16 protein-coding genes are annotated in these 19,751 nt (G+C 73.3%); 8 read left to right on the forward strand and 8 right to left on the reverse strand.

Annotated elements, in window-relative coordinates:
* Positions 1-24 precede the first annotated feature (24 nt).
* From KUM40_RS31190 to KUM40_RS31210, 5 genes are all read right to left on the reverse strand, one after another.
* Positions 25-630: an ATP/GTP-binding protein gene (locus tag KUM40_RS31190; protein ID WP_217169545.1), complete on the reverse strand. Its 606-nt coding sequence runs from the start codon at positions 628-630 to the stop codon at positions 25-27.
* Between the two features lie 64 nt (positions 631-694).
* The gene (locus tag KUM40_RS31195; protein WP_217169546.1) at positions 695-1,108 is read right to left on the reverse strand and encodes a DUF742 domain-containing protein; all 414 of its coding nucleotides are present in this window, start codon (positions 1,106-1,108) and stop codon (positions 695-697) included.
* A gap of 18 nt (positions 1,109-1,126) precedes the next feature.
* Entirely contained in the window at positions 1,127-1,564 is a 438-nt protein-coding gene (locus KUM40_RS31200) for a roadblock/LC7 domain-containing protein (protein WP_217169547.1), read from the reverse strand.
* Positions 1,561-4,158 (reverse strand): nitrate- and nitrite sensing domain-containing protein, encoded by a 2,598-nt coding sequence (locus tag KUM40_RS31205; protein WP_217169548.1) that lies wholly within the window; start codon positions 4,156-4,158, stop codon positions 1,561-1,563. Before KUM40_RS31205 ends, KUM40_RS31200 begins: the two co-directional genes overlap by 4 nt.
* Positions 4,159-4,220: 62 nt before the next feature.
* Positions 4,221-4,994 (reverse strand): MHYT domain-containing protein, encoded by a 774-nt coding sequence (locus tag KUM40_RS31210; RefSeq protein WP_217169549.1) that lies wholly within the window; start codon positions 4,992-4,994, stop codon positions 4,221-4,223.
* Positions 4,995-5,146: 152 nt separating this feature from the next.
* Here KUM40_RS31210 and KUM40_RS31215 point away from each other — a divergent pair, with 152 nt between their 5' ends.
* Positions 5,147-5,746, forward strand: coding sequence for a class I SAM-dependent methyltransferase (locus KUM40_RS31215; protein WP_217169550.1), 600 nt, complete (start codon positions 5,147-5,149; stop codon positions 5,744-5,746).
* Between the two features lie 293 nt (positions 5,747-6,039).
* Here the strand turns inward: KUM40_RS31215 and KUM40_RS31220 are convergent, their stop codons facing one another.
* Complete coding sequence (locus KUM40_RS31220) at positions 6,040-6,936, reverse strand: oxygenase MpaB family protein (RefSeq protein WP_217169551.1); 897 nt, start codon at positions 6,934-6,936, stop codon at positions 6,040-6,042.
* A 289-nt stretch (positions 6,937-7,225) separates the two neighbouring features.
* Between KUM40_RS31220 and KUM40_RS31225 the strand changes: the two genes are divergently transcribed.
* Complete coding sequence (locus KUM40_RS31225; protein ID WP_217169552.1) at positions 7,226-8,149, forward strand: hypothetical protein; 924 nt, start codon at positions 7,226-7,228, stop codon at positions 8,147-8,149.
* Positions 8,150-8,246: 97 nt separating this feature from the next.
* On the opposite strand, the gene KUM40_RS31230 is transcribed toward KUM40_RS31225, so the two are convergent.
* Positions 8,247-8,429 (reverse strand): hypothetical protein, encoded by a 183-nt coding sequence (locus KUM40_RS31230; RefSeq protein ID WP_059297537.1) that lies wholly within the window; start codon positions 8,427-8,429, stop codon positions 8,247-8,249.
* Positions 8,430-8,712: 283 nt separating this feature from the next.
* On the opposite strand from KUM40_RS31230, the gene KUM40_RS31235 reads away from it, so the two are divergent.
* Both KUM40_RS31235 and KUM40_RS31240 read left to right on the forward strand, forming a co-directional pair.
* Entirely contained in the window at positions 8,713-11,583 is a 2,871-nt protein-coding gene (locus KUM40_RS31235) for a DEAD/DEAH box helicase (protein WP_217169836.1), read from the forward strand.
* Entirely contained in the window at positions 11,580-12,848 is a 1,269-nt protein-coding gene (locus KUM40_RS31240) for an SWF or SNF family helicase (protein ID WP_217169553.1), read from the forward strand. Before KUM40_RS31235 ends, KUM40_RS31240 begins: the two co-directional genes overlap by 4 nt.
* A gap of 322 nt (positions 12,849-13,170) precedes the next feature.
* Here KUM40_RS31240 and xylA read toward each other — a convergent pair whose 3' ends face one another.
* Entirely contained in the window at positions 13,171-14,334 is a 1,164-nt protein-coding gene (xylA, locus tag KUM40_RS31245; RefSeq protein ID WP_217169554.1) for a xylose isomerase, read from the reverse strand.
* A 154-nt stretch (positions 14,335-14,488) separates the two neighbouring features.
* Here xylA and xylB point away from each other — a divergent pair, with 154 nt between their 5' ends.
* The 4 genes from xylB (at position 14,489) to KUM40_RS31265 (ending at position 19,672) form a co-directional block, all read left to right on the forward strand.
* A complete protein-coding gene (gene xylB / locus KUM40_RS31250) occupies positions 14,489-15,934 on the forward strand; it encodes a xylulokinase (protein WP_217169555.1) in 1,446 nt (481 codons plus the stop codon).
* 222 nt (positions 15,935-16,156) lie between these two features.
* Positions 16,157-17,365, forward strand: coding sequence for an ROK family transcriptional regulator (locus KUM40_RS31255; RefSeq protein ID WP_217169556.1), 1,209 nt, complete (start codon positions 16,157-16,159; stop codon positions 17,363-17,365).
* Between the two features lie 314 nt (positions 17,366-17,679).
* Positions 17,680-18,291: an N-acetylmuramoyl-L-alanine amidase gene (locus tag KUM40_RS31260; protein WP_217169557.1), complete on the forward strand. Its 612-nt coding sequence runs from the start codon at positions 17,680-17,682 to the stop codon at positions 18,289-18,291.
* Positions 18,292-18,376: 85 nt separating this feature from the next.
* Positions 18,377-19,672, forward strand: coding sequence for a GAF domain-containing protein (locus KUM40_RS31265; RefSeq protein WP_254395793.1), 1,296 nt, complete (start codon positions 18,377-18,379; stop codon positions 19,670-19,672).
* The last annotated feature ends 79 nt before the right edge of the window (positions 19,673-19,751 follow it).

A 19,751-nucleotide genomic window follows, 5' to 3' on the forward strand; every position in this document is an offset into this window, starting at 1 on the left:
CCGGGCGGGCTCGCGGCGGTCCGGTCAGCGCACGGAGTCGAGCAGCCGGGCGGTGTGCACCCGCCCGGCGTACTCGACCAGCCGGATCAGCACCTCCTTCCCGGAGTCGCGGTCCCGGGCGTCGCACAGCACCACGGGCGTTCCGGGGTCGAGGTCGAGGGCACGCTGGACGTTCCGGGTGTCGTGGCGGCGTGCTCCCGTGAAGCAGTTCACGGCCACCACGAACGGGATGTGCCGGTGCTCGAAGTAGTCCACCGCCGGGAAGCAGTCCGCCAGGCGCCGGGTGTCCGCGAGGACGACGGCGCCGAGCGCGCCCTGGGCCAGTTCGTCCCAGAGGAACCAGAATCGGTCCTGCCCCGGTGTGCCGAAGAGGTAGAGGGAGAGGCCGGAGCGGATGGTGATGCGGCCGAAGTCCATGGCGACGGTCGTGGTGACCTTCCGGTCGTTGCCGTCGGTGTCGTCGACCAGCAGGCCGGCCTCGCTGAGCAGTTCCTCCGTGCGCAGCGGCCTGATCTCGCTGACCGCCCCGACCAGGGTGGTCTTGCCCACGCCGAAGCCTCCGGCGACCAGGATCTTCAACGCCAGCGCGGTCGAGTCGCCGTCCGTGGCGTCGGAGCGTTCGGACTCCATCGATCACTTCTCCCGGTCCGGGTGGTCGTGCACGTTCGTGCCGGTCATGGTCCTTCGGTTTTCTCTACAGTGCGCGCAGTCCGTCGATCACTTCGCGCAGGATCCGTTCGTCGGGCAACTGCGCCGGGGGCACGGGACGGCTGACGGTCACTGACCCCAGTTCCACCAGGTCGCCCAGGAGCACTCTGACGACACCCACGGGCAGATCGGCGTCCGCGGCGAGTTCGGCGACGGACTGGGTCTCCGTGCGGCACAGGCCGATCAGTGTCCGGTGTTCGGGTCCGAGCACGGTGTCGTCGACGTCCGGTGCGCCGGGGGCGCGCGTGACGAGGGCGATCAGATCGAACCGGACTCCTGTGGTGCCCGGCCGGGTGCGTCCGCCGGTCATCGCGTAGGGGCGGACGAGCGGCCCGGCCTCGTTGTCGTACCACTGGCTGCCGGGCCCTTCCCGGTCGCCGCCCGTGATGTCGTCGGTCATCGGTGAGGCCCTTCCGGGTCATCCGCCGACGGGCGGCCGGGCAGCGGCGCGCGGCGCGGTGTGGAGGTGCTCGCCGACGCGTCTCACCAGCCGTGCCATCTCGTAGGCCACGAGGCCGATGTCGGCGGTCACGGCGGTGAGGACGGCGAGGCACGAGCCCTCTCCCGCGGCCGCCACGAACAGGAACCCGTCGTCCATCTCGACCATGGTCTGGCGTACTCCCCCGGCTCCGAAGTGCCGGCCCGCCCCCTTGGCCAGACTGTGGAAGCCGGAGGCGACCGCCGCGAGGTGTTCGGCGTCCTCGCGGTCGAGTCCGTTCGACGCGCCCACGGGGAGTCCGTCGTTCGACAGCACCACGGCGTGCCGTACCTCGTGCACGCACCCGACGAGGTCGTCCAGGAGCCAGTCGAGTTCGCGGGTCCGCCGGACGGCCCCCGTGCCGGGATTCTGGATCATGCGGGGTCTCCTTCAGTGCTGTTGCCGGTCGGCGGATCCGGCGGTGTCGCGGGGCCGGGGCGCCGGCCACCGCCGCGCGACCAGCCCTCGCGGTAGGCCGCCATGCGGTCCCGTACGACTTCCGGTGTGCGCTCTTCGTCGCCGTGCGCCGCACCTGGTCGCGTCGGCTCCGCGGGGCGCCCGTCGCGCAGTTGGGGGGCGAGGCTGGCCTGCTTCACGCGCCGGGGAAGGTCGTCGGTTTCCCCTGCCGGCTGTGCGGGGTGAGGGCCGTCGCTCTTCACTTGGCCGTCAGAGGCGTCAGGGGCGTCGCGGGCGTCGGGGGACCGGTGCAGTCGCAGGGCGGGCACTCCCGGGGGCCGGCCCGATGCCGTGATCTGCGTCGCCGCCGGTGCGGCGGATGTCAGCGACGGCCGGTCGACCGGTGCCGGAACCGGCTCCTGATGTCCGGCGGCGCCGGACACGCGCGCGTACAGGTGCTCCTCGGGCCGCGGTGCCTCGTGCACCGCCCGGGGAGAACGTTCCGCCGTGGCGCTGTGCAGGAGCGCGGTGGGCAGCAGGACGACGGCGGTGGTCCCGCCATACGGGGATGTCTTGAGATGCACCTTGATGTCCTGCCGGGCGGCGAGCCTGCTGACGACGAACAGGCCGAGCCGGTCGCTGTCGAACAGGTCGAGGGTCTCGGACCGGGTGATGCGGCGGTTGGCCTCCGCGAGGGCGTCCCTGCCCATGCCGAGGCCGCGGTCCTCGACCTCGATCGCGTAGCCGTTGCCGACGGGTTCACCGGTGACCCGCACGCGTGTGTGGGGTGGTGAGAACTGGGCGGCGTTCTCGATGATCTCGGCCATGAGGTGGGTGACATCGGCGACGGCCGCGCCGTTGACGGAGGCCTCGGGTAGTTGTCGCACCTCCACGCGCGCGTAGTCCTCGACTTCGGAGACGGCGGCACGGACCACGTCGGTGAGGGAGACCGGCATGCGCCAGGCCCGTCCGGGTGCGGCGCCGGAGAGGATGATCAGGCTTTCGGCGTGGCGCCGCATGCGGGTGGTGAGGTGGTCGAGGCGAAAGAGGTCGCTGAGTTCGTTGGGGTCGTCGGAACGGCGTTCCATGCTGTCCAGGAGGCTCAGTTGGCGGTGGACGAGGACCTGGCTGCGGCGGGCGAGGTTGACGAAGACCCCGGCGATGCCGCCGGCGAGTTCGGCGCGTTCCACCGCGGCCCGCAGGGCGGCCCGGTGCACGGTGCTCAGAGCCTCGGCGACCTGCCCGGCCTCGTCCTCGGCGGGAGGCCGCGTCGGTGCCTCCGACCGGATGTCGATGTCGTCTCCCGCGCGCAGCCTGCGCATCGCCTCGGGGAGTTTGTGCCGGGCGATCTCCAGGGCGCTGTTGCGCAGGCTCACCAGCTCGACCACCAGGCCGCGGCCGATGCGGACGGAGATGACGAGCGACGCGGCGACGGCGAGCAGGCCGAACAGGACCGCGGCCCCGGCCGCAGTGAGCACGCCGCGGGTGAACGGGTCGGCCCGGTCGGCGACTCCGCGTCCGGCGTCCCGCTCGATCGCCCGCATACCGTCGCGCACGCGCGCGTGGGCCCCGTTCCAGGTGGACCGGGGTGCCGCCGCCTCGAGCGCCGGTGCCTGCGAACCGCGGGCGAGCAGCCTGTCCTCCGTCGCGCCCACGCTCTTGTAGGCGCCGCTGCCGGCCAGGTCCTGCCAGGCCGCGCGCTCGGAACCGCGCAGATCGGCGACGGAGGCCCCGGTGAGGGTCCGGCGCGTGTCGACGGCGCCGGTGAGCAGCCGCAGCCTCTCGCCGTTGAGGCCGTCGGCCAGGCGGGCACTGGCCAGCAGGACGTCCTCCTGGGCCAGCGCCTCGCCCGCGCGGGCGAATTCGACCAGTACACGTGCGTCGGATCCCAGATCGGCGTCCTGGATGCCGCTCAGCGCGCCACCCACTTGGAAGGCCGCCGAGATGGCCGTCGTGTACTGGCGGTAGGCCTGCTCCCAGCCCGCGCGGTGGTCGAGGACGGCCGTACGCAGCGCCCCCAGCCGTTCGGTGCCGGTGACGAACGCCTCGAGCCGCCTGGCCACTGCGGCGGGCAGTTCCTCACTGTCGGCGACGGTGTGGCGGTCTCCGAGCCGGAGCTTTCCGACCGCGCGGTCGGTGCGCGCGGACAGTTCTCGGTAGTCGGTGCCCGGCACCGCCGCCGGGTCGGTGGCGTGGCGTACGGCGGCGAGCCGCTCGGCCTGCAGGGCGGCGACGGCAGCGCTGACGGGGGCCCGGACGCCGGCGTCCACGCGCTGGACCTGCCGCAGCCGGGAGATGTCCTGGGCGGTGGTGACGGTGGCGTACGCCCACAGGGCGAGCAGAGAAACGACGGGCACCATCAGGAGGCAGACGATCCTGGCGCGCACGGTGCGGGGCCTTACGCGCCCGCGCCACGCGCGCGTGGCGGGCGGATCGGTCGCCTCGCCCATGGGCTCGTCCGGGCTCTCGTCGGCCGGTGGTCCGGCGTGTGCGCGACGGCCGCGCACGGTCGGGCCGGGCGGCCCGGGCGGCCTCTCGGCGCCTGCTGCGGTGGTGGTGGTACGGGGTGGACGCATGGCCTCCTCGTTCGGGACGGGGTGAGTGCGTTGTCGCCGGGTCCTGATGCCCGGATCCGCCGTTACGGGGCGGCGTTGCCGGCGGGTTGCCGGGCCGCGGCGGACGCTTCGCGCTCCCCAGCCGTCGGCGACAGCGCGACGAAGGCCGATGTCAGGAAGAGGTAGGACCCGAGGCCGACGGCGAGGGGGAAGATGAACTGCATCGCCGTGGCCCCGGGCAGCGCCTCGCCGGAGGGCGTGACCCGCACGCTCACCGCGAACATGCCGGTATAGTGCATGCTGCTCACCGCCGCGCCCATGATCAGCGAGGCGAGGGTGACCGCGAGGGGTGACTCGGTGTTGAGCGCCGCCCACAGGGCCGCGGTGGCCGCGGCGACGGCTATGAGCACGGACAGTCCCACGCGCACCGGGTCGTAGCTCACCTCGCCGTGCAGGCGCACGGCTGCCATGCCGAGATAGTGCATGCTCGCGACGCCGGTCCCCGTGGTGAGTCCCCCGAGCAGGAGTGCTCGCGCGCGGTTGCGGCCGTAGCCGACCGCGAAGACACCGGCGCAGACGACGAGCATGGCGACGAGCAGGCTCGCGAGGGTGAGTGGCACGTCGTAGCGGATGTCGGTGCCGCTGACCCGGAAGCCGAGCATGGCGACGAAGTGCATCGTCCAGATGCCCGTGCCGATCGCCGAGGCCGCGGTCAGGAGCCAGTTGCGGCGCGGGCGGCCGGTGGTGGCGAGCGCGCGCACGGTGCAGCGCAGCCCGAGGGCCGCGCCGGTACAGGCCATCGCGTACGACAGCGCCGGGGTCAGCCAGCCCAGGGCGGCGTGGTCCAGGTGTCCCATGGCCCCGGGACGCTAGTCCCGAACAGGGCGCACAACGGGGGCGCATTTCGAAAGGTGTTGCTATCTGACACAGAGAAGCGCTGGAACGATCGCGTCACGCTCGAACGTGTGCGCCGCGGCATCTTCTGTGCCGTTGGGGGATCATGCGAAGCATGAGTGACGACCACACGCACGTCCAGGAGTTCTTCGGCGCCCGCGCCGCCGACTGGGACCGCCGGTTCCCCGACGACGGCCCGGCCTACGCGGCCGCGGTCGGCGAGCTGGGGCTGCGCAAGGGTGATCGCGTGCTCGACGCGGGATGCGGCACCGGGCGCGCCCTGCCCCCGTTGCGTACGGCCGTGGGGCCGTCGGGGCTGGTGGTCGGGGCCGACCTGACGCCTGCCATGCTCCACTCCGCCGTACGGGCCGGGAGGGACCGTGACGGGCGCCTGCTGCTGACCGACGTCGCCGCGCTGCCGCTGCGGTCGCGCTCACTCGACGCCGTGTTCGCGGCGGGTCTCGTCGCGCACCTGCCCGATCCGGCCGGAAATCTGCGGGAGTTGGCGCGCGTAGTGCGGCCCGGCGGTGTGCTGGCGCTGTTCCACCCGATCGGCAGGGCGGCACTCGCGGCCCGGCAGGGGCGGCGGATCACGCCCGACGACCTGCGCGCCGAGCCCAATCTCCGCCCCCTGCTGGCCGGTTCCGGCTGGGACATGACGGCGTACGTCGACGAGGACGCCCGTTTCCTGGCCCTGGCGGTCCGCGAGGGCTGACCTCGGCCCGGCCCCGTGAGTGCCGCGCGCCCGCCCGCGGCCTCCAGGGCCTCCAGGCCCTCCGGTTCACCGCTGAGTTCGCCCTTGTGGGCTTGCGGGAACTCGCCGTCCTCGGACTCCTCCATGACGTCCCGCTGCACGGCTACGAGCTGTGCAAGCGCGTCACCGCGCTGACCGGGCGCGTGCGGCCGGTCAGCGCGGTGACGCTCACCGAGGGGGCGTCCTGGTCGTCGCGCGGGCGCGAGGGCGCCGCCTCCCGGGCCGAACTCGGCCGGCTGCGGGAGACGATCGCCTCACTCGGCGGCCGACGTGTCGATGTGGCGTACCGGACAGCCCCGGACGCCGGGCACCGGGCGGGTGCCGAGATCCGCCAGCCGGTACCCGTTCGGGTAGCCCTTGATCTCCCGGTTCTGCCGGGCATGGTGCGGGGCACGCCTCGGTGGCAGCAGGCGGACCGCGCGCCCGCGCAGCCTGACCGCGTGGCGAACGACCGCTCGGGTGGCGGAGCTCGGCGGGACGTATCCGAAGGCCCGCAGAAGGGGCTCGTCGAGCAGTGCGAGAGTCCCGGCGCGCAGGAGCGGTGCGAGGGGGCGCGGATACCAGGAGGCAATGAGGTCGAGTGTGGCGTCGGAGACGCGGCGCGCGGCCTCGTCCCAGGCGAAGTGGGCCTTCTCGTAGGCGTCGAGGCAGGCTTCGAACTCCTCGTAGGACCGGGGGATGTCCTTGATGCCCATGTGCCGTCCCAGCGTCCGGTAGTGGACGGCACAGGCCACGGTCTCGTGGCGCGACATCCTGCGCCATGCGTAGGTGTCGATCCAGCGTTTGGGGACCACGACGAACGTGCACAGGACGTACCGCATGTCGTCGTTGGTGATGTCGTAGCCGCTGTGCATCCGGTTGATGCGCCTCAGGGCCGTGCGACCCTGCTCGCTGGCGAAGCCGTGCTCCACGATGGCATCGAGAAGCAGTGCCGTGTCGTCGTACCGCGTCTGCGGCCGCTCGGTGAACTCCGCGGTCTCGGCGAGCAGCCGGCCGATGCTCGGCACGGCGTAGGTACGGTAGAGCGCCAGCTCCAGGGCGCGGGCGAAGTCCCAGGGGAACTCGTAGGCCGAGGACAGCCGGTAGATCTCCGACGCGTCCTCGTGGGGATCCATGCGCCGGATCTGTGCCAGCCGTTCGAAGCGTTGCACCGTGGCCGCCCCCTTCTGCCGTCGAACGTTCAACTCTACGTTGAGTAGCAGAGCATGCACGTTCGGCCAAGGCGATCGGCGGGTGGACGAGCCGGCGTGCCGGGCCCGTCATCGCGCTCGCGCGCTCCTGGGACTGCCCGCGGCTTGAGCGTCCCATCCCGGTTCCGAGTGGTCGATTCGCCCCCGTCCAGCCGGAAAGCTGCAGCTCGAGTGCGTCTGGGAGTCGTGACAAGGGCTTCCCGGGCGCACTAGGGTGCGCGCCATTGGACGAACCGATGGGGAGGCTGGGATGGCCGGGACGGATGAGGACGCCGTCGCCGCCGCGGACGATGCGCTCTATGTGCTCACGGCAGTGCTGCTGACGCCGGCGAAGTTTCCGAGTGTGCTGGGCGACGACTACCCGGAGGCGTGCGCCGCGCTCGGTCTCCCACCACTGGCCGACGGCTACGGCCTGGTGCTCGGCCAGGACGGAGACGGCGCCCGGTGGACCGTCGTCATCGACGACGTCTCGCTGGTCGCCGTCGCCGTGGCGTCCTGGGACTGCGGCATGGAGTACGACCTGTCGCCGGACGAGCGCATGGTCGTCGCCGCGCTGCCCGGCTGGCCCCTCGCGGTCGCCGTGGCGGCACCCGGTGTGCCGGTGCCGCACGATCCCGGGCCCGAGGTCGCCGACCAGCCCGCGCTGTGCCCGCCGGACACCACTGTCTGGGGGCCCGCGCAGCGCCGTCTGGGGGCCGACGAGATCGCCCTGCAGTGGGCGCAGTGGCGGGAGCAGATCGACGACGCGGAGTTCCCGGTGCCGGACGGCGGCGCCGGTGTGGTGGACGGCGTCCCCGGCGACGGCGGGGAGGGGGACGCGGACGCGGGCACGGGCGAGGACGCCCAGGCCTGCGCCACGGACGAGGCGGGTGCCGCCGACGACCGGACCGGCACGGGGACCTTCGGACACGGCGGTGTCCGGCGGGTACTCGCGGAGGCCCACGCCTACGTCGACACACCACCGCCGCTTGGCCGGGTCCGGTCGTCGTTCGCGCCGGGGGACGCCCGGACGCTGCGTGCCGACGGTCCCGGCTGGTCGCTCGTCGCCAGAACCGACGACATCGCTTTCATCCTGCTCGACGAGGAACCAGGTGAGGTTCTGCCGGTAGGGCGGGGGCCCTCGCTGCCCGGGCTCCTGGAGGCCCTCGACAAAATGGCCGTACGGCCGAGCTGACCACGACCCGGCCTGTGATGCGTCTGCCCCGTGGTGTCTGGTGTCCCGTTTCACGCCGCCGTTCCGACGGCGGTCGGACCGGGACGCCGTCAGGGCCTCATCGGCCAATCTCCTTGCGCGAGACACGGCGCAGCCTGCGCCGCTGGGAGGGATCCAGGGTGAGGTAAGCGGCGGCCGGGACTCCCAGAACTATCAGCAGGGCAGCCCACCAGGGCAGCCAGATCAGCAGGATGAGCCCGACCGCCACACCCCCTGCTGCGACCTTGGCGTTCTTCGACATGATGTCGCCTCCTTCGCGGCCACTGCCGCTCTCTGTCCTGAAAACGGGCCCGCGCTCCCGACGGTTCCGTACCGCGACCCTGAGACCTCCCTGAGCCCGACCCTTACACACCCCTGATAGCCCGCCTGAGAGCTCGTCGGCGACTGCATCCGGAGAGGCCCCGGGAGAGCACCTCTCCTCCTTGCATAGTGGCCCATGCCACAGCCCGACCACACCCCGCAGCCCAAGGAATCGTGTACAGTCGGCCGCCGCATCCCAGCTAGTCAAATTTGAGGAATACGCCATCGTTGCGCAGACCGCTCTCCCCGCACCCTCCGAAACCGCCGCGCTCGCCGGCTGCTGTGCTGTCTTCCTGCCCGGTGATCCCGGCCGCACCGGCACGGTCGCGTTCTGGCGGCCCGACGGCGACGCGCCCGGGACCGTCCCGTCGGGGACCGCGGAAAGCCTGACGGTGGTACTGCCCGATGGCCACGGCGACGGCGTGGAGCGGGTGAGCGTGCCCGCGGTGCTCCTGCCGGTGCGGGCGGCCCTGCCGGTTCTCACACGCGCGCGTGCCCGCGCGCAGGGCCACCGGGCGTCGGTGTTCTGGGGTGCGGTCGCCGTCGAGGCCCTGCATCTCGTGGCGCGCGGGCTGTTGCTGCCCGGACTGTCCGCGACCGACCACGATGCCTGGCGCGCGGGTCCGCTGGATGCGGAGGAGACGGAGCGGGTCCGCCATCTCGCCGCCGCCATGCCGCCCGAGGCGCACGCGATCCCGGTCGACGGCACGGAAACCCTGCTGCTGCCCGACCCGGAACGCCTGGTGCGTGCCTTCCTGGACGCCGTGGCCGACACGCTGCCCCGCTCCCCCGCCGCCGAACTCGTGACGGTGGGCCCCGCCTACGCCTCGCGGGAGCCGCAGCGGTCACCCGAGCTGCGTGAGTGGGCATCCGACGTCGCCGCGGGACACGACACGGGCGTACGGCTGTCACTGCGCGTCGAGGTTCGAGGGCTGCCGGCGGCGGCCTCCCCGGACGCCATGCCGGTGTTCCGGGCGGTGCCCCAGGTGCACAGCGTCAGCGATCCCGCGCTCGTCGCGGACACCGCGGAGGTGTGGGCCGGCGCCGTCGGCGACGCGTTCGGCACGCGCGCGCGGATGGACGCCCTGCTCGCCCTGCGCCGGGCGGCACGCGCCTGGCCCGCGCTGACGCCTCTGCTGTCGGCAGCCGTACCGGACGCCGTCGAACTCGCCGACGAAGAGATCGCCGAGCTTCTCGGAGCCGGCTCCCGGGCGCTCGCCGGCGCGGGAGTCGAGGTGCACTGGCCGAGAGAGCTGGCCCGGGACCTGACCGCCCGCGCGGAGGTCGGACCGCCCGACGACGACCCGGACCCCCGCGCGTCGTCGTCCGGGGTGGGCTCGTCGTTCCTGTCCGCCGACGCGCTGCTCGCCTTCAACTGGACGTTCGCCCTGGGCGGCAAGGGGCTCACGCGCGAGGAGCTGGACGTGCTCGCCGAGGCCAACCGCCCCGTCGTGCGCCTGCGTGACCAGTGGGTGCTCGTCGACCCCGAAGAGGCCCACCGCGCCCGCGCCCGGCAGGACCACAAGGTCACTCCGGTCGACGCGCTCGCCGCGGTCCTGACGGGTTCGACGGAGGTCGACGGGCGCCGCCTGGAGGTGCGCCCCACGGGATGGCTGGCGACCCTGCGGGAACGCCTCACCGACCCCGAGGCTCAGGACGCCGTCGCGCAGCCGGCCGCCCTCGAGGCCACGCTGCGCGACTACCAGCGCCGGGGCCTCAACTGGCTGGCCCGCATGACGTCCCTGGGCCTGGGCTGCTGCCTCGCCGACGACATGGGACTCGGGAAGACCATCACGCTGATCGCCCTGCATCTGCATCGGCAGACCGACGTGGACGCCGCCGGTCCCACCCTGGTGGTGTGTCCGACCTCCCTGATGGGCAACTGGCAGCGCGAGATCGAGCGGTTCGCGCCCGGCACGCCGGTGCGCCGCTTCCACGGCACCCGCCGCGACCTCGACGACCTCGCGGACGGCGAGTTCGTGCTGACCACGTACGGCACCATGCGTCTGGACACCGACCGGCTGTCCGAGGCGTCGTGGGGCATGGTCGTGGCGGACGAGGCCCAGCACGTGAAGAACCCGTACTCCGAGACCGCGCGGCAACTGCGCGCCATCGGCGCACGCGCGCGCGTGGCGCTCACCGGCACCCCTGTGGAGAACAACCTCTCGGAACTGTGGGCCATCCTCGACTGGGCCACCCCGGGGCTGCTGGGCCGGCTCGGCAGCTTTCGCCGGCACTACGCCCAGGCCGTCGAGGGCGGACAGGACCCGGCGGCGGCGGAGCGACTGGCCCGGCTCGTACGGCCCTTCCTGCTGCGACGCCGGAAATCGGACCCGGGAATCGCTCCCGAGCTGCCGCCGAAGACCGAGACGGACCATGCGGTGTCGCTGACCGCGGAGCAGACGGGCCTGTACGAGGCGGTGGTGCGCGAGGCACTCGCGGAGATCGCCGGGGCGGACAGCATGGCGCGGCGCGGCATGATCGTGAAGCTGCTGACGAGCCTCAAACAGGTCTGCAACCACCCGGCGCAGTTCCTCAAGGAGGACCGGCCGAGGATCACCGGCCGCTCGGGGAAGCTGGAGCTGCTCGACGAACTGCTGGACACGATCCTCGCCGAGGATGCGAGCGTGCTGGTCTTCACGCAGTACGTGCAGATGGCACGGCTCCTCGAACGGCACCTGGCCGCCCGCGGCGTGCCGTCGCTGTTCCTGCACGGCGGCACGTCCGTCACCGCGCGGGAGTCGATGGTGCGGCGGTTCCAGGACGGCGAGGCCCCGGTCTTCCTGCTGTCGTTGAAGGCGGCGGGCACCGGACTGAACCTCACGCGCGCGGAGCACGTCGTGCACTACGACCGCTGGTGGAACCCGGCCGTCGAGGCGCAGGCCACCGACCGTGCCTACCGCATCGGCCAGACCCGCCCCGTGCAGGTGCACCGGCTGATCGCCGAGGGAACCATCGAGGACCGCATCGCCGCCCTGCTGAACCGCAAGAGAAAGCTCGCCGACGCCGTTCTGGGCACGGGCGAGGCGGCATTCACGGAACTGACGGACGCGGAACTGGCCGACCTGGTCGAGCTGCGAGGGGGTACGCGATGACCCGGTACGACGACGACACGGAACGGACGTTCGCCGCGCTGCCGCCCGCGCAGGGACGGGGCTTCGCCCAGACCTGGTGGGGCCGGGCCTGGCTGCAGGCGCTGGAGGACGCGGCGCTGGACAACGCGCAGGTGAAGACGGGCCGTCGGCTCGCGCGCGCGGGAGCGGTCGGCGCGGTGTCGGTACGGCCGGGGCGCATCACCGCGGTCGTCCAGGACCGGGACCGTACGGCGCATCGGGCCGACGTCCTGCTGGAGCGGCTGTCCGACGCGCAGTGGGATCGTTTCGTCGACATGGCGATCGAACGGTCCGGGCATGTCGCGGCCCTGCTGGACCGCGACATGCCGCCGCATCTCGTGGAGGACGCCGCGAACGCGGGCATCGACCTGCTGCCGGGCATGGGCGACTTGGAACCGGAGTGCGACTGCGACGCCTGGGACCACTGCGGGCACACCGCGGCGCTCTGTTACCAGGTCGCCAGGTTGCTGGATCAGGATCCCTTCGTTCTGCTGCTGATGCGGGGACGCGCGGAGGGCGCCGTACTCGACGCCCTCCAGACGCACGGCTCCGCGCCCGCGGAGGAGGCCGCTTCCGCGCCCGAGGGTGTGGACGCCGCCGAGGCGTACGCGGCGGGACACGTGCTCCCGCCCTTGCCCGCACTGCCCGGCCTCGGGCAGGGCCCGGGTGTGCCGCCGTCCCTGGACACCGAGACGGCGCCCCCTCCCGGCGTCGACCCGTCCGCGCTGGCCCTTGTGGCCTCCCGGACGGCGACGGAGGCCCACCGCCTGCTCGCCGAGGCCCTGCGAAGCGGGCACGACCGGCAGGCCGCGGGCCCCGAACCGACCGTGGCGCAGGACGCGGTGCGCCTTGCGGCGGGGGATGCCGGACCGGACGTACTGGACCGCCTCGGCGAGGGGTCGGGGCGTACCCGGGAGACACTGGACGTCGCCGTACGCGCGTGGGGGCTCGGCGGCACGGCCGCTCTGTCCGTGCTCGAGGAGGAGTGGGCGGTGGAGGGCGACGCGCTCGCACGCGCGCGTGCGGCCCTGGAGTCGGCCTGGGAGGAGGACGAGCGGCCGTCGTTGCGGGCCCGGGCCAACCGGTGGAGCGTCGTCGGCGCACCGCACCAGCTCCGCCTGGACCGCGACGGGCGTTGGTGGCCGTACTGCAAGGAGCGCGGCCACTGGGTCCCCGTGGGCGGTGCGACCCAGGACCCCGCGACGGCCCTGGCCTCGGCGGCGCTCGCGACCGGGGACGAGCTCTGACTCCCGGCCCTGTCCGGCGTCGACGGTAGGGATGCGAGGACGGGGGCGGGGGCGAGTGTGCGCGGTGGGCGGAGTAGACCGCGCGCCGAGGCGGGACCGGGCTCCTGACCAGAGCTGACGTCGGGTCAGGCCCGCTTGGAACGACATCTGTGCCGGGGGGGGCAGGAGAGGGGCCGCAAACACCGGGGCGGGGAGCGCGCGCGACCCGTCCCCGCGTCCGTCCGGCGCGAACGGACTCGGAGCAGCTCAAGGCCCGGACGGGCTCCGGGCTCCGGCCCCGTCCGCGAAGGAGGGGGCCGGAGCGTTCACACAGGGGGACCGATCAGCGGGCGCCGACGAGGTGGTCCATGGCGAGCTGGTCGAGGTGCTCGAACGCCATGCCGCGGGCGGCGGCCGCGTCCACGTCGAAGGTGTCGTAGGCGGTCGCGTCGGCCAGCAGGGCCGCGAGCCCGTCCTCGGCGGTCGGGCGGGCCAGCTCGTCCAGCCGGGCCGCCGCCAGGGCTTCCTGCACCTGCGGGTCGGCCCGGAAGGCGGCCGCCCGGTCCTTGAGGATCAGGTAGTTGCGCATGCAGCCGGCCGCCGACGCCCACACGCCGTCGAGGTCCTCGGTCCGCGGCGGCTTGAAGTCGAAGTGCCGCGGACCCGCGTACCCGGCCCGCTCCAGCAGGTCGACGAGCCAGAACGCGGCCCGCAGGTCGCCCGCGCCGAACCGCAGGTCCTGGTCGTACTTGATGCCCGACTGACCGTTGAGGTCGATGTGGAAGAGCTTGCCGGCCCACAGCGCCTGCGCGATCCCGTGGGGGAAGTTCAGACCGGCCATCTGCTCGTGGCCGACCTCCGGGTTCACGCCGTACAGCTCCGGCCGCTCGAGGCGCTCGATGAACGCCAGCGCGTGTCCCACCGTCGGGAGCAGGATGTCGCCGCGCGGCTCGTTCGGCTTCGGCTCGATCGCGAACTTCAGGTCGTAGCCCTGCTCGGTGACGTACTCGCCCAGCAGGTCGAAGGCCTCCTTCATCCGGTCCAGAGCATCCCGCACGTCCTTGGCCGCGCCGGACTCCGCGCCCTCGCGGCCGCCCCAGGCCACGTAGACGCTCGCGCCCAGCTCGACCGCGAGATCGATGTTGCGGATCGTCTTGCGCAGCGCGTACCGGCGCACGTCCCGGTCGTTCGCCGTGAAGGCGCCGTCCTTGAACACCGGGTGCGTGAACAGGTTCGTCGTCGCCATCGGCACCTTCATGCCGGTCGCGTCCAACGCCTGCCTGAACCGCTTGACGTGCGCGTCGCGCTCCGTGTCGCTCGACCCGAACGGGATCAGGTCGTCGTCGTGGAACGTGACGCCGTGCGCGCCCAGCTCGGCCAGACGCCGCACCGACTCCGCCGGGTCCAGGGCCCGCCGGGTGGCATCACCGAACGGGTCACGGCCCTGCCAGCCGACCGTCCACAAACCGAACGTGAACCTGTCCTCGGGAGTGGGCTGGTAGTTCATTCCGCGGCTCCTCACTGCTGCCGATCAATCGCTGCCGACTATTTCGTCATGGCGCTTTACAAATTAGTATGCACACACGGTCCTGGGAAGAGACAAGGTGTCCCCCAAGGAGATGAGTCCGGGTCCCAGGACCCGCGGAAGAGGGAGAAGCCCGATGTCAGCAGCCGAAGGTCCGCTCGTCGTCGGCGTGGACACGTCCACCCAGTCCACCAAGGCACTGGTCGTCGACGCGGCCACGGGACAGGTCGTCGCGAGCGGCCAGGCCCCCCACACCGTCTCATCCGGGGCCGGCCGGGAGAGCGATCCGCGCCAGTGGTGGGACGCGCTGAGCGAGGCCCTGAGCCAGTGCGGCGAGGCCGCCCGTGAAGCCGCCGCGGTGTCCGTCGGCGGGCAGCAGCACGGCCTCGTCACGCTGGACGCGCACGGCGAGCCGGTGCGCCCCGCCCTGCTGTGGAACGACGTGCGCTCGGCGCCGCAGGCCCGGCGTCTGATCGACGAGCTGGGCGGAGCCAAGACCTGGGCGGAGCGCACGGGCAGCGTGCCCAGCGCCTCCTTCACGGTCACCAAGTGGGCGTGGCTGGCCGAGCACGAGCCGGACGCGGTCCGCGCGGCGAAGGCCGTACGCCTCCCCCACGACTACCTCACCGAGCGCCTCACCGGTGAGGGGACCACCGACCGCGGCGACGCCTCCGGCACCGGCTGGTGGGCGTCCGGCACGGAGGCGTACGACGAGGAGATCCTCGCGCGCGTGGGGCTCGATCCGGCGTTGCTGCCCCGGGTGGTCCGGCCCGGCGAGGTGGCCGGAACCGTGCGCGACGGCCACGGCCTGCCGTTCTCCAAAGGCACCCTGGTCGCCGCCGGCACCGGCGACAACGCGGCCGCCGCCCTGGGGCTCGGGCTGCACCCCGGTGTTCCGGTGATGAGCCTCGGCACGTCGGGCACGGTGTACGCCGTGTCGCGGCACCGGACCGCCGACCCGACCGGCACCGTGGCGGGGTTCGCCGACGCACGCGGCGACTGGCTGCCACTGGCCTGCACGCTGAACTGCACGCTCGCCGTGGACCGAGTAGCGGCCCTGCTGGGTCTGGACCGGGAAGCCGTCGAGCCCGGCACGCAGGCCACGCTCCTGCCCTTCCTGGACGGGGAGCGCACGCCGAACCTCCCGCACTCCTCCGGCCTCCTGTACGGGCTGCGCCACGACACGACCGCCGGCCAGCTCCTCCAGGCCGCCTACGACGGTGCGGTCCACTCGCTGCTGGGCGCGCTCGACCTGGTGCTCGACGCCGACGCCGACCCCGCCGCGCCGCTCCTGCTGATCGGCGGGGGCGCACGGGGGGCCTCCTGGCAGCAGACGGTACGGCGGCTGTCGGGACGTCCTGTCCAGATCCCCGAGGCAAGGGAGCTGGTCGCGCTCGGTGCCGCGGCGCAGGCGGCCGGCCTGCTGACCGGCGAGGACGCGGCCGCGGTCGCCCGGCGTTGGAACACGGCCGCCGGGCCGGTCCTCGACGCCGTGGAACGGGACGAGGCGACGCTGGACAGGATCACCGGGGTACTCTCCGACGCGGCGCCGCTGCTGGAGCGGAACGCGGACTCCCGCTGAGGACGCGCTCGCACGGGCGACGCCGACGGACACGACACAGGACCGTTTCCGCGGCATGCCGCGGACGGGGCGTGTCGGGCGCGCACCACGCCCGGCACGCCCCGCCGTCGGAGGGAACGCGCATGGACCGCGACCAGTGGTCGCCGACCGGGGACCCGTTCGCGGTCGACGGACCGGACCGACCGACGACAGAGCGACGACAGACCAAGGACTGACGGAGGCATGACCGCACCGCCGCACGAAGCCCACCCGGCCCGCCCCGGGCGCGCCCTGCCGGACACCCAGCAAGGCATGCGCCGCCGCAATCTCGCGCGGGTGATGCACACCGTCAGCGCCGAGGGTCCGCTGTCCCGGGCCGGCGTCGCCTCACGGATCGGGCTGACGCGGGCGGCGGTTTCGACCCTCGTGGACGAACTCATCCGCTCGGGCCTGCTGGACGAGCTGGGGCCCGAGCGTCCCGGCCGGGTGGGCCGGCCCGGCTCCGCGCTCGCCGTCAGCGCGCAGGGCCCGGCCGGCATCGGGGCGGAGGTCGGCGTCGACCATCTCGCGGTCTGTGCGGTCGACCTGCGCGGCGGCGTACGCGCGCGTGCCGTGCGGTACGGCAGCAATCGGGACCGTTCGCTGGAGCCGGTGCTCGAGCAGCTCACCGGCCTGGTGCGGGAGGTCGTCTCGGAGACGGAGGCCGAGGGGCTGTGGCCGGCCGGTCTCGCGGTGGCGGTGCCGGGTCTCGTGGCACGGGACGCCCGGACCGTCGTGCGCGCCCCGAACCTGGACTGGCACGACGCGGACCTCGGCGCGCTGCTGCCCGCGGATCTGCCACTGACCGTGGACAACGAGGCCAACTTCGGCGCGCTCGCCGAACTCTGGCTCGGTGACGGCACTCCCCGGGACTTCCTGCACGTCTCGGCCGAGATCGGTATCGGTGCGGCCGTGGTCGTCGACGGTCGGCTGCTGCGCGGTACCCGCGGGTTCGCCGGTGAGCTGGGCCATGTGCCGGTCCGTCCGGACGGGCCGGACTGTGCCTGCGGCGGGCAAGGGTGCCTGGAGCAGTACGCGGGTGAGAAGGCGGTGCTGCGCGCGGCGGGCGTGGAGCCCGGGGAAGATCGCGTCGGTCTGCTCGCCGGACGTGCCACCGCGGGCGACGAGGACGTACGGCGTGCCCTGCGCGAGGCGGGCACGGCGCTCGGCATCGCGCTGACCGGTGCGGTCAACCTGCTGGATCCCGAGAGCGTGGTGCTGGGCGGCGCGCTGGCCGGACTGGCACCCTGGCTGCTGCCGTCGCTGCGTGACGAACTGGCCCGGCGCACGGCCGGCCCGGCCTGCCCGGTCACCGTGTCGGAGCTGGGCCCGCAGGGACCGCTGCTCGGAGCCGCTCACTCCGTGGTGCGGGCCGTCCTGGACGACCCGGCGGTGGTGGCGGAACGGGCCTGACTCCCCGTCCGCCGACGGCCGCGGAGTGACGCACGGGCCCACCTCGCCGCATCCTGCGACGGCCACGGTCGCTGGGGCCTTTCACTCGTTCGAGTGAGCGCGGTGTCCACAAGGCGGTGGCTGTCCACGGAACGGCGCGGCGCTCTTCTGCGCAACCCCCGCTCCCCGTACGGTGATTCACGCGGACGCACCTCGCACACAGGGCGGGCAGACGTCCGCGTCGGCGTTCTCCGCCTCAGCCGTGTCGAACGGCTGAGCGCCCACCCCCCACCGGGCCCCGGATCCCGGGCCCCACCGACGAAAGGGCAATTCCCATGGAAAGGGAAAGGGAAAGGACAGCACCGGTTCCGACCAGGCGGCGGCTCCTGAAGGGCGCCGCGCTCGCCACCGTCCCGTACGCCCTGCTCTCCGGCACACGCGCCGCCGCACAGGCCCGCGCCGTCGACTACCCCTCCGCCGAGTGGCAACCCGCGAGCGCGTCCAACTACAGCCGGTCCAGCCGCCCCACGGCCTACCCCGTCGACTACGTGGTCGTCCACGTCACGCAGGAGACGTACGCCGACACCCTCTCCATCTTCCGCGATCCCGAACGACAGGTGTCGGCGCACTACGTCGTCCGGTCCACCGACGGGCACGTGGCGCAGTGTGTCCGTGAGGCGGACATCGCCTGGCACGCGGGCAACTGGGACTACAACACCCGCAGCATCGGCATCGAACACGAGGGGTGGGTGGACCAGCCCGCCTACTTCACGGACGCGATGTACGAGCAGTCGGCCCGGCTCACCGCGGCGATCTGCACCGGCTACGGCATCCCCAAGGACCGCACGCACATCATCGCCCACCACGAGGTACCGGGCAGCGACCACACGGATCCGGGACCCTTCTGGGACTGGACCCGCTACATCAGACTGGTCAACTTCGCCTGACCTCGTCGCCCGACCCGCCCGGAACGCCACGTTCGGGTGATCCGGCTGGTCGAAGTGGTTGTCCGCGCCCATCCGCGGAGTGACGATGTCCCACACCGCAACACCGTCCGGGGAGGCCGAGTTGACTGACGCATGGCTGGCTCTGGAACCGGGGGCCGACCCCGTCGAGCGCGCGCGGACGCTGCGTCGGGCGCACGAGACGTTCACCGAGGCGGGCACGGTGCCGCGGCCCGTGCGTGCCGTGGTGGCGGAGTCGTGGCGGCGCTCGGTCCGGGCGGGTGTCGGCCCGGACGGCACCGCGAGCGTCGAGCTGATGGACGCGGACCTCGGCGCCTACCGGGCCGAACACCCCCTGGCACGGGTGATGCCGCTGGTCCGGGAGCTGCTGGGCACGTTCGCCGCCGACGGCGAGCATCTGCTCGCGGTGTGCGACGCGCACGGCAGGCTGCTGTGGGTCGAGGGCCATCCCGCCACCCGGCGCCGGGCGGGACGGATGAACTTCGTGCCCGGGGCCCGGTGGGCGGAGTCGGCGGTCGGGACGAACGCGCCGGGCACCGCGGTGGCGGTCGGCCGTCCGGTGCAGGTCTTCGCGGCCGAGCACTTCACACGCCGAGTCCAGCCCTGGACGTGCGCGGCGGCTCCGGTGCACGATCCCCGCACGGGACGGGTGCTCGGCGCCGTGGACATCACCGGCGGGGACGGTCTGGCGCATCCGCACAGCCTGGGATTCGTACAGGCGGTGGCGCGTGCCGCGGAGTCGCAACTGGCGCTGCTCACTCCGGAGCGGCCCGGGGCCGGGGCGGCCGAGCTGACCACGCTGGGCCGTGACGAGGCCCTGCTGAGCATGGACGGTCGCGCGGTCCGGCTGAGCCGGCGGCACAGCGAGATCGTCGTGCTGCTGGCCCACCACCCGGAGGGCCTGACCGGCGACGAGCTGCTGTGCGCGCTGTACGAGGACGAGACGGTGCCGCCGGTGACACTGCGTGCGGAACTGGCCCGGCTGCGCGGCATCCTGGGACCCGGACGGCTGGCCTCCCGGCCCTACCGGCTCACGATGCCCGTCGAGTGCGACGCCGGCGTAGTCGAGCGTCGGCTGCGGGCCGGGGCGGTCATGGCGGCCGCGACGACGTACGGGGGTCCGCTGCTGCCCGGCTCCCAGGCGCCGGCGGTAGTGCGGCTCAGGCGCCGGCTCGCCGACGGTCTGCGTGCCGCGCTGATCGCCTGCGGCGATCCCGACCTGCTGGCCGACTGGGCACACGCACCATGGGGGGAGGACGATCTCGACATCTGGCGCGCACTGGCGGCGGCCCGGCCCACGGCGTCGACCAGCTCCCGGCTCGCGGCGCTGGAGTCCGAGCTGACGGCGCCGAACACATGGTGACCGCCAGCCGGTGAGCCGCCCTCCGGGGGACCGGGCAGCGCCCGCCGCGCACGCAACGTCTCCGCAACGTCTCTGCAAC

It is taken from the genome of Streptomyces sp. AC512_CC834 (genome assembly GCF_019049325.1).
Classification (GTDB): Bacteria; Actinomycetota; Actinomycetes; order Streptomycetales; family Streptomycetaceae; genus Streptomyces.

Bases quoted from the DNA above. Each gene is read 5' to 3' on its own strand.
- KUM40_RS31225 (WP_217169552.1), top strand. From the start codon at position 7,226: ATGGCCGGGACGGATGAGGACGCCGTCGCCGCCGCGGACGATGCGCTC.
- KUM40_RS31190 (WP_217169545.1), bottom strand. From the start codon at position 630: ATGGAGTCCGAACGCTCCGACGCCACGGACGGCGACTCGACCGCGCTG.
- KUM40_RS31255 (WP_217169556.1), top strand. From the start codon at position 16,157: ATGACCGCACCGCCGCACGAAGCCCACCCGGCCCGCCCCGGGCGCGCC.
- KUM40_RS31205 (WP_217169548.1), bottom strand. From the start codon at position 4,158: ATGCGTCCACCCCGTACCACCACCACCGCAGCAGGCGCCGAGAGGCCG.
- xylB (WP_217169555.1), top strand. From the start codon at position 14,489: ATGTCAGCAGCCGAAGGTCCGCTCGTCGTCGGCGTGGACACGTCCACC.
- KUM40_RS31265 (WP_254395793.1), top strand. From the start codon at position 18,377: ATGTCCCACACCGCAACACCGTCCGGGGAGGCCGAGTTGACTGACGCA.
- KUM40_RS31215 (WP_217169550.1), top strand. From the start codon at position 5,147: ATGAGTGACGACCACACGCACGTCCAGGAGTTCTTCGGCGCCCGCGCC.
- xylA (WP_217169554.1), bottom strand. From the start codon at position 14,334: ATGAACTACCAGCCCACTCCCGAGGACAGGTTCACGTTCGGTTTGTGG.
- KUM40_RS31200 (WP_217169547.1), bottom strand. From the start codon at position 1,564: ATGATCCAGAATCCCGGCACGGGGGCCGTCCGGCGGACCCGCGAACTC.
- KUM40_RS31230 (WP_059297537.1), bottom strand. From the start codon at position 8,429: ATGTCGAAGAACGCCAAGGTCGCAGCAGGGGGTGTGGCGGTCGGGCTC.
- KUM40_RS31260 (WP_217169557.1), top strand. From the start codon at position 17,680: ATGGAAAGGGAAAGGGAAAGGACAGCACCGGTTCCGACCAGGCGGCGG.
- KUM40_RS31240 (WP_217169553.1), top strand. From the start codon at position 11,580: ATGACCCGGTACGACGACGACACGGAACGGACGTTCGCCGCGCTGCCG.
- KUM40_RS31195 (WP_217169546.1), bottom strand. From the start codon at position 1,108: ATGACCGACGACATCACGGGCGGCGACCGGGAAGGGCCCGGCAGCCAG.
- KUM40_RS31210 (WP_217169549.1), bottom strand. From the start codon at position 4,994: ATGGGACACCTGGACCACGCCGCCCTGGGCTGGCTGACCCCGGCGCTG.